Here is a 12,626-nt window from a genome sequence, read left to right on the forward strand (position 1 = left end):
GGTAAAGCGATAAAATACACGCTAGGTCAATGGCCGAAGCTCATCCGCTATATCGACGATGGTCATTTATCGATAGACAATAATCGCGCTGAACGCGCAATTAAATCGCTGGTCATTGGCCGAAAAAGCTGGCTCTTCTCGACCAACCCTGCTGGGGCTGATGACGCGAGCGCGATGCTTTATAGCATCGTCGAGACAGCAAAGGCCAACGGACTCATCCTCTAAGATTACATGGTCAAGTGCATGAAAGAGCTTGCGAAAGCAGAGCCTGATATCGATGCGCTCCTGCCATGGAACCTCAAACATTAGCAAGATCGCCCTGTGGGTTCATGGGGCGCATACGCTGATTTGGGATATGCACAGGCATAGAATAACTCAGGGTGGATTTGCCGAAACGGGAAGGGGCACATTATCGAACGGACCGGTCAACAAAAAGCCCGTTCCTGAGTAATGAGAAGTCTTGGTTTATAGATCCGCTAAGTTCACCACGTGATCTGCGCTCTCTATCGTTTCAGGTCGATGAGCAATCATTAAACGGGTGAATGGTAGGTTTTTGATATTTTCATTTATCCTACTTTCGTTCTCGACATCTAGATGACTGGTCGCTTCATCCAAAAAGAGTATTGCGGGACGTCGGTATAAAGCACGAGCAAGCAATAACCGCTGAGTTTGTCCACCTGAGAAATTAGAACCCATGTCAGACACTAAACTTCGATAGTTCATCGGTAAGTTGAGAATATCTTCGTGAATCCCCGCCAAATGAGCGCAATGAGATAGCAGTTGTTGATCAGGCTCTGGGTCAAAGAATGATATGTTCTCTTCGATGGTTCCGGTGAGTAGAGTGTCGTCTTGCATCACAGAGCCGATGTAATTTCGATAGTTAGACAACCCCAAGTCTCTGATATCTTCCCCATCAACTAACACTCTACCAGATGTCGGTTGCAACAAGCCCAGCATGATTTTCAGTAACGTCGATTTCCCGCAACCAGAAGGTCCAATGAGCGCTACCGACTCACCCGCATTCACCTCTAAATTTACGTTTTTAAATATATACTCTTCATCTGGCGAGTATTTAAAAGACAAGTCCACTAACTTGATGCTACCGCGCATTTGTATGAGATTGCGACCTTTTTCGCGATGAGGTTCTTGCTCATGCAGGGCGATATCAGCTATACGATCCAAGTGCAATCGCAACATTTTAAACTGCACAATTTGTTCAATTAACACTGACATTCGGGTAGTCAGTTGATCTTTATAGGCAAGAAAAGCGAATAGCATCCCTATCGTCAGTTCTCCATTCATGACGGCAGTAGCAGCAAGAAAAATGATAAAAATATTCTCCAATCCGAAAAGAAATTGGTTTGCTGACTCAAAACCAATGTTGAGCTTTCCTAACTTTATGTCGGCATTAATGACGGCGCTATAGTGATTTTGCCAGTTACTCTGGCGCAGGGATTCTGCATTAAACAGACGAATAGTCTGAATTCCACGAGCGGTTTCTAAAAATTGGCTTTGCTCTTTGGCTTTAGCTTCAATTGACACTTCCGTTGCTTGTCGCAACGTATTATACAGAGCCAGTCGAATCGCGAGATAGATAGAAATGATGCACAAGACGACAGCGGTTAAGAACTGGCTATATGCGAACATCACACCTAAGATAGCCAATGACATGAAGCCATCCACAATGGTTTCAACCAGCCCAGTTGTCATGCGCTCTCTTACCTGACCGAGTGAGCCAAAGCGTGATACTAAATCGCCGATGTGACGTGTCTCAAAATAACTCATAGGTAAACGCAACAAATGACGTAATAGGTTAGCACCCATTTGTAGATTCAACTGACTCGATAACCGCAAGATCAACCAGCTTCTTATCGCTTTGGTAATAATGTTAAAAAACAATAGAAGGCTAAAGCCAACTGCCAACACCACCAATAGAGAATTGTCGAAACTCGTCAATACTTCATCGACGACCAATTGAATGTAATAAGGGCTCAGCAGCATAAAAATCTGCAATAGAATGGTGAGCATCACGAGTGTGGTTAACACTTTCCCGATACCCGAGATTCGAGTCCATAGCTGGCTAATCCCCATTTTTTGGCGCGAATCTTTTTTCTCAAACTGTTTTGTTGGGATCAACTCAATGGCTATCCCTGTAAAGTGTTTGCTGAACTCTTCGAGAGATAATATACGTGTACCAGACGCTGGATCATTGATGGTGAGTTTGTTTTTCTTGACTCCAGTAAGGACAACAAAGTGATTAAGGTCCCAGTGCAATATACAGGGTAAAGTTAACTTCCCGACATGCTCTAATGGGCATTTGAGTGCGCGAGCAGCCAATTGCATCTTGTCTGCCGTTTGGATTAATTGCTGAACATTAATACCTTTTAGACCAGGAGTATGGAACCTTCGTGCTGCAGGCATATCAAGTTTGTGTCCATAATAGGTCGAAACCATTGCGAGACAAGCAACTCCGCATTCTGCTGCTTCTGTCTGTGAAATCATGGCCACTTTTTTATTGCCAGAATACTCCAGAAGTTCTGTAATATGAGGCTCTTTTACGATTGAGTTCATATCAAATCTTTCCTAATAGTCCATAGACGGGTTCAAGGATCCAACCCATAATGCTTCGGCTTTCCAATAATATGTCTGCCTCCAGCAGCATGCCGTTTTTAAGCGGAATAGTTGAACCTTTAAAGTCGATATGCTCCTTGTCAAGAGATACGCGTATACGATAAACCGGCTCATTAATTGGTAGGGGAGATTCTCCTTGCTGTAGAAGTACAGTATCAATATGTGAAACTTTCCCGCTTAAATAACCAAACCTTTGGTATGGGAAAGCTTCCAACCTGAGCTTGACCAAATCCTCTTTCTTAACAAATCCTGCTGACCGAGTTGGCAAAAAAAGTTCAGCGATCAGCTTTGCGTTTTCAGGAATTAGACTCAACAACAAATCATTATCTTGAACCGTTTCTCCAGTTACGACGTTTATCCCTGTTGCCTTTCCTTTTTCATTAGCGGTCAATACATGGATAGCATTCCCCTGTGCTTGGCTGAGCTGCTGCCGAATCGAAGACTTCTGCTGCTCTAATTCCAAAACGTTCAACTGATGTTGCTTGGGAAGAATAGTCAAATCAGACTGCAATGTATTTCGAGCCTTTCGCAAATCCAGCTCATTAGCTATCACTCTCTCTTTCTGGGCTTTGATTTCAATTAAAGCTTCTTTTTGAGATTGAAGGTCCAGAGCGGAAAGATGCCCTTCTCTGTGTAGCTTCAGATGCTGCGCCTCTCGTTCGAGCTGAAGTTGGTATTTTTCATTTATCAGTGACTGCTGACTTTCAATAGCAGAAAGTTGGCGCTCGATATCGGAAACGAGTATATTTTGTTTTTCCATTTGCTGGACATGCATGGTGTTTTGATACTCAATTTCTTTGTTGATGTACTGATATTGCTTTTCAAATTCTTTAACAATCGTTTGATTGAGATCGAGTCCATTCTCTAGTTTGCTTCTCGATATAATAGTGACCAGAGGCTGGCCCTTCTCGACCTCTTGTCCCTCCATGATGTGAACAGTTTCAACGATGCCTTTACGTTGCGAAAAAGATTTAATAATGCCTCTATCTGGTAAAATGTAACCTTGAACAGTCTCTTTACGACTGTACTCTGCGTAATTAAGAAACAACACAAGTAAGCTGAGTGAAATAAACAAAATGGCTACGATAAGAGAAATGGACAAGGGTTGTGCAAGCAACACATCGCCATGGAGTCGTTGTTTTTGTGCGTCAATAACAGATTGACGATACAGCTGGCTCAATAGTGATCTCCAATGGTATACAAGCCCGACCTCGGACTGAACTCGGGCATAAGCACAATAAACTTTTGGTTAGCGCCCAGCTGATACTAGGTTGTTTGCAATAGCCTCACAGATCCCAAGCTCTTGGTATACGTCCATCCAGTAAAACTCACCGCACGGATTTATCTCAAGAAATTTGTAAGCTCCATCAGGCGTTAATATGATGTCTGCCGCGCCGTAATTGAGATTCAACTTTTTGGCAAGCTTGACCAATTTTTCAGCTTCTTCTTTTGGTAATTCATAAGGCTGCCATTTATCGAGAGTGTACATACCTCTTTTACGCCAATCAGTTTCCATGCCTTTCATAATTTCAGGGTCAATGGAGGCACAGAATACTTGGTTGCCAACGACTGTTGCTCTAAGCTCAACTTCTTTTTCTATATGCTCCTGAAATACCATTGGACAGAGGTTTAATTCTTCTAATTTATCAAGGTGTTCCTCTGTGACCTTATTGGTAAATACTACCTGTTCAATATCTTCATGCCATATTGAAAAGGCAGTCTGCATTTTGGTGATAATTCTCCCCTTATTATCAGTAAAAAATTGGCGAACCGCATCTGGTGAGTTACTGGTTAACGTGTTCGGTAAATCCAAACCCACTTTGCGAGCTAACATTAGTTGATATTCTTTATTTGATGCATGCTTTACATCCCAATAATCGTCGAGTTTGAAACACTGCAAGCTATCTAAAAAGCCAAGGATAGTTCGCTTACTCTCCTCTATTGATGGCTGTTTCAACTGAATGTCCATATCCGCAGGTAGTCCTTTGGCAGGGTAGAAACGACGATACCAAACTGCCATTATTTCACTGCTTTGTACTACTTCACCCGTTTCCGTGGTTAACACGCTTATATTACCACCGTTAAGCTGGTGACTTGCAATTTGAACTTCTGTTGGAAAAAGATCAGTATTAAATCGGATTGGAATGGCGCCCAAAGTGCGTAAGTGCTCAGAAACTGTATCAATACTCGGGTTATCTTTTGAGTGGGTAATAATAAGTACTTTGTTTTTAGTCATGCTTCTTTCAGCCTGTCTTTTACTAATTGCTATATTTAATGAGTGTTTGGGCGATGTGTTCCGAAATAGGCAAGCCCAGCTCTGCCTCCAACATTCCCCATTCTCCTGCCGGGTTTACTTCCAGAAAATGATATTTGTTCTCTATATCCAATATGATATCGATAGCACCAAACTTTAAATTCATAGAAGCCATGAAGATGCGAAGTTTTCGTATCAGGTCTTCGGGAATATCAACATGTTTCCAGTTTGAGGTGGTTGGGGGAGCTTTACGCCAGTCGAGTAACTCCTTGTCATCTTCGCTACTAAGATTCACTTGAGCAGGGAATAAATGTCCATCTATATATGCAATTCGCAACTCCGTTTTCTTTTTCACTCTTTTTTGGAAAATCATTGGTGAAAAACGCAATGAGGAAAGATCTTTGAGGTGCTCCTCTGTCACCTTCGAGGTATAGACAAAGGCGGGTGGCTTTCCCATAGATACAGTGAGAGCCGTATGCATTTTTGCTACAATATCACCGTCGCACTGTTTGTAGAATTCCTTCACTTGATTGGGAATGTTAGTAAATAATGTCGCCGGGATGTCAAGACCAGCTTTTTTAGCCAGTTTAAGCTGAAGCCACTTATTTTCACTGGCCATTTGTATATTGGGATGATCAAGCCAAAACACGTCACCTAAGCTGTACAACAATGCGCACTTAATGCTCTCTGATTCACGAGTGGCCTGTGCTAATATTTCCCCCTCTAGTGCCGAGGACAAATCACTCACTAAATTTTTTCTATGCCATATAGCACCAATATTAGACTCATCAATCAACCAGTCTTTTGTCGATATAATTCTATCGACATCACTCTGAACGAATACATTCTCTGAATTAAAATTAGATTGTCTTATGCTTCCACCGATTTGAACATGTAGGGGAAACTGATCGCTGTTTAAACGGATTCCTTCTATACCCGCTGAATTCAGATGTTCTATTACCCATTCAACCGGAAAGGTGTCCTGTGAGTGCGTGATGCACAGGATACTTTTTTTGGAGTTATGCATATTATTCTTTCAATATCACCCCCAACAATTGGGGGTGAGAACTTAGAGACAAAATCTTGATATATAGACATGAATATCAGTCTATATTAATTAAGTCTGATTTTTATATTAGCTCAGCTCAGCTCAGCTCAGCTCAGCTCAGCTCAGCTCAGCTCAGGCAACGCAGGCAACTCGTCCGTTGGAAATACAATTGCGGATGAAGAAAAACCTTCATCGTCATCAGACGGAGCTTTACGTGTTGCAATTTCGTTAGGAAAATTCCATCCGCCAGAAATCTGGTTCGCTTCTTCTTTAGTAATAGTGTCTGCTTCAATAAAGTTACTAAAAAAAGGGGTATTTTTATCCATTTGTTTTCTTCCTATAGAATTAAATTTTATAACCAATTATTTGGTTATTTTTTGAACATTAACCCGTCGACGATTTTGCATTTCTGCTGTTCATTTTTAGGTTTAACATAGAAAAAATATTTAATGAATACCCAATATTTATAATCTTAAAAATATTACACTCGAGAGTGATGAAAATTTACTTTCATAACTTTTATGAAAATAGCAATTTATTTTTTTCCTATTATTTTCTTATTTTTTTGTTCATCGATGACCTCCGTGGAACGCCGCTTTCACTTTCAAGAGAAAGTACTCGACATTCCAAATGTAACAAATGTAAATGGGTTACCTATTTTTCACTTATTTGAAAAAAACGCTTGAGTTCAAAAAAGTAGCTATGTTACCTTTCGCGACAATCTCGAACATAGAGCTTTCGGGACACACGTGGCGCAATGTTGAAGAAGTTGTCGCTGCACCGTAGGTACTAGGAAATGGTTTCCTAGTAGAAGGGCATTAATAGAGCTGTCTGACTTCAACGAAGTCGGGGCATATTGAGGAACCCAACAGTGATTATGTATTACCTCCACTTCAGCTTCGTTTTACCAAACTGCAGTATTATTACTGAGCCTTGATCCACCCGATCAAAAGAGACGCTTTTCAAACGATTTAAAGCTGTTCCCCCACGACATGATCGTGATGCTTTGCCGTACTTGTTTTAGCGCACTCGAACACACTTAGGCTTCCGCTGATATCACATGAAGTGATTCGACGGGTATTTCCCGATGACTCGGGGGTGTGCTCCACGACTTACCTGCTGATTTCTCAATAACGCCGATTTGGTGTTAAGGGTTGCTACACGCAATGTCGGCAGCGACGTAGTGGTGAACATGGAAGATCAAGAATAATGATTAACTTTCCCACTGAAACTCAGGACAAGTTGGCGGCAAGCCCAGTTCCTGTTTTGCAAGGCCTTCACGACCTGACTCCAGATGAGTTGCTACTGAGTCAGGAACACTACGAATCTGAGGTTCGTTCTTATCCTCGCCGTCTACCGGTCGCTATTGCTAAGGCAAATGGTGTGTTGGTGGAAGACAGCCGTGGTCAGATTTACCTGGATTGTCTGGCGGGTGCTGGCACATTAGTGCTTGGCTACAACCATCCTGAAATCAATCAAGCTTTGATTGAACAGCTTCACGCGGGTATTCCCTATCAAACGCTGGACATTACAACACCAGCGAAAGATGCATTCATTCGTGAACTGATGGCTTTCCTTCCACAGGACTTTGCAGAAAACGCTAAAGTTCAATTCTGTGGCCCTTCCGGTGCTGATGCCGTTGAAGCGGCAATCAAACTCGCTAAACAAACCACTGGCCGCAATACGATTGCCGCTTTCCATGGTGCTTATCATGGTATGACCAACGGCACCATGGCGCTGATGGGTAACCTCGGCACCAAAGCGCGTCGCCAAGGCTTGATGGCTGATGTTCACTTCCTGCCTTTCCCATACGATCTGCGCTGTCCTTATGGCTTGCATGGTGAGCAAGGTGCGCGTCAGGGCTTGCGTTACATTGAACGTATGCTGGCTGATGATGAAAGTGGTGTGCAGAAACCTGCTGCCATTATTGTTGAGCCAGTGCAAGGCGAAGGCGGGGTGATCCCAGCACCAGCGTTCTGGTTGAAAGAACTGCGCCGTATTACCCAAGAGCACGGCATTCTGCTGATTTTCGATGAAATCCAATGTGGTATCGGTAAAACCGGCTCCCACTTTGCGTTTGAAGATTCAGGTATCACACCAGACATTCTTTGTCTTTCAAAAGCTGTCGGTGGCGGTTTGCCTATGTCGCTGCTGGTGTTCAATAAAGAAATCGACACCTGGCGCCCGGGTGAGCATACCGGTACCTTCCGCGGCAACCAGCTGGCCATGGTATCCGGTGCGAAAGCGATGGAAATTATCCGTCGTGACAACCTTGCAAACCAAGCGGCAGTGACGGGTGAATACTTGCGCCGTGGCCTGGAAAAGATTGCTGAGAAAACGACTTGTATCGCGGAAGTACGTGGCAAAGGCTTGATGCTGGGTGTTGAAATTTGTGACCCAGAAGGCAGCAAGAATAAATTTGGTGAACCTCAGTCAGCGTCAGAGCTTACCGTTGCGATTCAACGTGCAGCACTTGAGCGCGGGTTAATCATTGAAAAAGGCGGACGCGACGGCTCAGTATTGCGCTTCCTACCGCCAATCATCATCACTTTCGAGCAAATCGACTTCGCACTGAAAGCGCTGGAAGAGGCGATTGATTCTCTGGTTGAACCAAAACCTGTTTCACTGCCAATGGACAGCATCCAGCAAAGCTGGCGCGAGCACTTTATCCATGTTGGCAAGCAAGGTGCTGACGGTTTTGAATCCGCCATGAACCAAAGCACGCTGGCGCTGAAGAAACTGTTCGAATCCACAGATTCGCCATACAGTGGTCTCGACCCAATGGTGCTGCAATCGCAAATCCGCCGCGCACAACTGGGTGAAAATCCGCAATCACTGAGTGACGTGATCGAAGAAACGACAGATCTGATCGGCAAAAACTCTATCATCGTTCAGCATCCTCATTGCATCGCGCACCTGCATACCCCGCCAATGTTGCCAGCCGTTGCAGCCGAAGCCTTTATCACTGCGCTGAATCAGTCAATGGATTCCTGGGATCAGGCAAGTGCGGCGACGTTTGTAGAGCAAGAAGTCACTGACTGGCTGTGCAAGCGTTTTGGTTTTGACGAGCAATCAGACGGTGTCTTCACCAGTGGTGGAACGCAAAGCAACCTGATGGGTCTGCTGATGGCGCGTGACCACATCATCAAGCAAACCAGCGGTCATGATGTGCAGAAAGATGGCTTGCCGGAATATGCTGACAAACTTCGTGTGATCTGCTCAAAGAACTCCCACTTCACCATGCAGAAGTCAGCGTCATTGTTGGGTCTGGGTGAAAATGCTGTGGTCTGTGTCGACACCTATACCGATGGCACCATCAGTATCGAATCTGCTGAAGAAGCCGTGGAGTCACTGAAAGCTGAAGGCCTGATCCCGTTTGTGATCACTGGCACTGCCGGCACCACGGATAACGGCTCTATTGATGATCTGGACGATGTGGCTGATCTGGCTGAAAAGCACGGTCTTTGGATGCATGTGGACGCAGCATACGGTGGCGCACTTATTCTGAGCCGCCACCATGCGCGTCTTGAAGGTATCGAACGAGCGGATTCCGTGACTGTCGACTTCCATAAAATGTTCTTCCAACCAATCAGCTGTGGTGCTGTACTGCTGAAAGACAAAGCGCACTTTGGCTATATCCGTCACCATGCAGATTACCTGAACCGCGAAGAAGACGTGCTGCCGAATCTGGTGGATAAGTCTATCGCGACAACCCGCCGTTTCGATGCGCTGAAAGTATGGATGACGCTGCAAAACGTCGGTCCGCAGGCACTGGGCTCCATGGTCGATCACCTGCTCAACCAGACACAACAGGTGGCAGATTTGGTGAATCAACGTCCAGACTTTGAGCTGTTGGCTGTGCCTTGTCTGTCTACTGTTTTGTTCCGTTTCACCGGATCAAACAAAGGGATGGATTTGGACTCGCTCAACAAGCAAATCCGTTTGGATGCTTTGGTACAAGGACGCGCAGTTGTGGGTGAAACCGTGGTGGATAGCAACGTTGCCTTGAAATTCACGCTGCTCAACCCTTGTCTGTCTTTGAACGACTTTGAGCAACTACTCAACGAACTTGAAACGCTGGGCGGCGAAATCGCCAAGCAATCTCTCTAATTTTTTGCTGGGGGATTTGCCCAGCAGTTTTTGAAAGGAATTTAACATGGCAGTTCTACAAATTGGTGCAGGTGGTGTTGGTTGGGTTGTTGCGCATAAAGCTGCGCAGAACAACGATGTGTTCGGCGACTACACCATTGCATCCCGCACAGTAGGGAAGTGTGAAGCGATCATTGAGTCAATCAAAGGCCGCAACAACCAGAAAGATACCAGCTACAAGTTGGAAGCCCGTGCGGTTGACGCCGATGATGTGGAAGCGTTGGTTGCGCTAATCAACGATGTAAAACCTGATCTGGTGATTAACGCCGGTCCTCCGTGGGTCAATATGACCATCATGGAAGCGTGCTACCAGACTAAAACGTCTTACCTCGACACGTCTGTCGCTGTTGACCTGTGCTCTGAAGGCCAGCAGGTGCCACAAGCTTACGATTGGCAGTGGGGCTATCGCGAGAAATTCGAACAAGCGGGTATCACAGGTATTCTGGGGGCAGGCTTTGATCCGGGCGTAGTGAGTGTTTTTGCTGCATACGCTAACAAGCACCTGTTCGATGAAATCGACACCATCGATGTGATGGACGTGAATGCCGGTGACCACGGTAAGAAATTCGCGACCAACTTCGACCCAGAAACCAACATGCTGGAAATCCAGGGTGATTCGTTCTACTGGGAAGACGGCGAGTGGAAACAAGTGGGTTGTCATACCCGTATGATGGAGTTTGATTTCCCGCTGGTCGGCAGCCACAAGGTTTACTCTATGGCGCATGATGAAGTGCGTTCACTGCAAGAGTTCATCCCAGCTAAGCGCATCGAATTCTGGATGGGCTTTGGCGACCGTTACCTGAACTACTTTAACTGCATGCGCGATATTGGTCTTCTGAGCCCAGACCCAATCACTCTGGGTGATGGCACAGTGGTTGAGCCATTGAAAGTGCTGAAAGCGCTACTGCCAGACCCAACATCTCTGGCACCGGGTTACACAGGTAAAACCTGTATCGGTACCTGGGTTCAGGGTAAAAAAGATGGCAAGCAGCGCAGTGTGTTCGTCTACAACAATGCTGACCACGAAGTGGCTTACAAAGATGTAGAGCATCAGGCGATTGCTTACACCACGGGTGTTCCTGCGATTACTGCAGCCCTGCTTTACTTCAAAGGTGAGTGGAACGGTAAAGGCGTATTCAACATGGAACAGCTGGACCCAGATCCGTTCCTGGAGCTGATGCCATCAATTGGTCTGGATTGGGGCGTTGAAGAACTGTCACCAAGCGAGCCGGTTATCAACATCCTGAAATAAGCCCAGCGTTAGCGAATGCCTGCACAACAGAATCTGTTGTGCAGGCTTTTCTATAGAGAAAGACCATGAATCCGACAGAATTGAAAACCCCTTATTTTCTGATTGAAGAATATAAGCTGATTGAAAACCTCGAAAAAGCGAAACGCCTGAAAGAGCTCTCTGGCGTTAAGCTGGTGCTGGCACTGAAATGCTTCTCTACCTGGGGTGTTTTCGACATCATCAAGCCTTACCTTGATGGCACCACCAGCAGTGGTCCTTTTGAAGTGAAATTGGGCTACGAAACTTTTGGTGGCGAAACCCACGCTTATAGCGTTGGTTACAGCGAAGATGACGTGCGTGAAGTGGCGGATATCTGCGACAAAATGATCTTCAACAGCCAATCCCAACTCACGGCGTACCGCCATTTGGTGGAAGGCAAAGCCTCAATTGGCCTTCGCTTGAACCCGGGTGTCAGCTACGCAGGTCAGGATCTCGCGAACCCAGCCCGTAAGTTCTCTCGCCTAGGTGTCCACTTCGATCAGATCGATCCTGAAATCTTCGCATCGCTCAATGGTGTGATGTTCCATATGAACTGTGAAAACAAGGATGTGGATGCGTTTGTCGGCCTGCTTGATGCCATTTCAGAGAAGTTCGGCAGCTACCTCGATAAGCTTGAGTGGGTAAGCCTCGGCGGTGGTGTCTTCTTTACCTGGCCGGGTTACGACATCGAAAAACTGGCAGCTGCACTGAAAGCGTTCGGTGAGCGACATGGTGTGCAGCTTTATCTGGAGCCGGGTGAAGCCATTATTACCAAAACGACTGACCTGGTTGTTACCGTGGTGGATATTGTCGAAAACGAGATGAAAACCGCGATTGTTGATAGCGCGACCGAAGCGCACCGACTGGACACGCTGATCTACAACGAACCTGCTTCCATAGGTGAAGCAAGCGAGAATGGCGAACACACATACGTGATTGGCAGCTGTTCTTGCTTGGCGGGTGATCAGTTCTGCGTGGCGAGTTTTGATGAACCGCTGAAAGTCGGTCAACGTCTGCACATCCTAGACAGCGCAGGCTACACCATGGTGAAACTGAACTGGTTTAACGGCCTCCGTATGCCATCAGTTTATTGCCAGCGCAGCAGCGGCGAAGTCCAGCTCTTAAACGAGTTTGACTATCAGGATTTCAAACGCACGCTGTCGCAATGGTCGGTGAAGTGATTTTTCAATCACACATGTCAGGGAGCTTCGGCTCCCTTTTTTAATACTCGTTTCTTCTGATTTTATGAATCGTGTCAGAGTGTCAGCTTTTAT

The 12,626-nt window shown here is 45.6% G+C and carries 8 protein-coding genes and 1 pseudogene; 4 read left to right on the top strand and 5 right to left on the bottom strand.

What is annotated here, in order from left to right; genetic code table 11:
- Positions 1 to 309, top strand: a pseudogene (locus GMA8713_RS14355) (IS66 family transposase); the annotation flags it as partial.
- Positions 310 to 465: 156 nt separating this feature from the next.
- Here GMA8713_RS14355 and GMA8713_RS14360 read toward each other — a convergent pair.
- From GMA8713_RS14360 to GMA8713_RS14380, 5 genes are all read right to left on the bottom strand, one after another.
- Positions 466 to 2,571 carry a peptidase domain-containing ABC transporter gene (locus tag GMA8713_RS14360; RefSeq protein WP_084387747.1) on the bottom strand — a complete coding sequence of 702 codons (2,106 nt, stop codon included), beginning with the start codon at positions 2,569 to 2,571 and terminating at the stop codon, positions 466 to 468.
- 1 nt (position 2,572) lies between these two features.
- Complete coding sequence (locus GMA8713_RS14365; protein ID WP_062711168.1) at positions 2,573 to 3,811, bottom strand: beta-barrel domain-containing protein; 1,239 nt, start codon at positions 3,809 to 3,811, stop codon at positions 2,573 to 2,575.
- Between the two features lie 69 nt (positions 3,812 to 3,880).
- The gene (locus GMA8713_RS14370) at positions 3,881 to 4,867 is read right to left on the bottom strand and encodes an MvdC/MvdD family ATP grasp protein (RefSeq protein ID WP_062711171.1); all 987 of its coding nucleotides are present in this window, start codon (positions 4,865 to 4,867) and stop codon (positions 3,881 to 3,883) included.
- Between the two features lie 22 nt (positions 4,868 to 4,889).
- Positions 4,890 to 5,912, bottom strand: coding sequence for an MvdC/MvdD family ATP grasp protein (locus GMA8713_RS14375; RefSeq protein WP_062711174.1), 1,023 nt, complete (start codon positions 5,910 to 5,912; stop codon positions 4,890 to 4,892).
- 143 nt (positions 5,913 to 6,055) lie between these two features.
- Entirely contained in the window at positions 6,056 to 6,259 is a 204-nt protein-coding gene (locus GMA8713_RS14380) for a microviridin/marinostatin family tricyclic proteinase inhibitor (RefSeq protein WP_062711178.1), read from the bottom strand.
- 883 nt (positions 6,260 to 7,142) lie between these two features.
- On the opposite strand from GMA8713_RS14380, the gene GMA8713_RS14385 reads away from it, so the two are divergent.
- The 3 genes from GMA8713_RS14385 to nspC all read left to right on the top strand — a co-directional run bounded on the left by GMA8713_RS14385 (position 7,143) and on the right by nspC (position 12,533).
- Positions 7,143 to 10,043: a pyridoxal phosphate-dependent class III aminotransferase gene (locus GMA8713_RS14385; RefSeq protein ID WP_062711180.1), complete on the top strand. Its 2,901-nt coding sequence runs from the start codon at positions 7,143 to 7,145 to the stop codon at positions 10,041 to 10,043.
- A gap of 46 nt (positions 10,044 to 10,089) precedes the next feature.
- Positions 10,090 to 11,334 (top strand): carboxynorspermidine synthase, encoded by a 1,245-nt coding sequence (locus tag GMA8713_RS14390; protein WP_062711183.1) that lies wholly within the window; start codon positions 10,090 to 10,092, stop codon positions 11,332 to 11,334.
- Between the two features lie 65 nt (positions 11,335 to 11,399).
- On the top strand, positions 11,400 to 12,533 hold the full coding sequence (gene nspC / locus GMA8713_RS14395) for a carboxynorspermidine decarboxylase (protein ID WP_062711186.1): 1,134 nt from the start codon (positions 11,400 to 11,402) through the stop codon (positions 12,531 to 12,533).
- Positions 12,534 to 12,626 lie beyond the last annotated feature (93 nt).

It is taken from the genome of Grimontia marina (genome assembly GCF_900060185.1).
In the GTDB taxonomy this organism is placed as follows: Bacteria; Pseudomonadota; Gammaproteobacteria; order Enterobacterales; family Vibrionaceae; genus Enterovibrio; species Enterovibrio marinus.

Excerpts from the sequence above, each read along its gene's own strand:
- nspC (WP_062711186.1), top strand. The coding sequence starts at position 11,400 with ATGAATCCGACAGAATTGAAAACCCCTTATTTTCTGATTGAAGAATAT.
- GMA8713_RS14360 (WP_084387747.1), bottom strand. The coding sequence starts at position 2,571 with ATGAACTCAATCGTAAAAGAGCCTCATATTACAGAACTTCTGGAGTAT.
- GMA8713_RS14385 (WP_062711180.1), top strand. The coding sequence starts at position 7,143 with ATGATTAACTTTCCCACTGAAACTCAGGACAAGTTGGCGGCAAGCCCA.
- GMA8713_RS14380 (WP_062711178.1), bottom strand. The coding sequence starts at position 6,259 with ATGGATAAAAATACCCCTTTTTTTAGTAACTTTATTGAAGCAGACACT.
- GMA8713_RS14375 (WP_062711174.1), bottom strand. The coding sequence starts at position 5,912 with ATGCATAACTCCAAAAAAAGTATCCTGTGCATCACGCACTCACAGGAC.
- GMA8713_RS14390 (WP_062711183.1), top strand. The coding sequence starts at position 10,090 with ATGGCAGTTCTACAAATTGGTGCAGGTGGTGTTGGTTGGGTTGTTGCG.
- GMA8713_RS14370 (WP_062711171.1), bottom strand. The coding sequence starts at position 4,867 with ATGACTAAAAACAAAGTACTTATTATTACCCACTCAAAAGATAACCCG.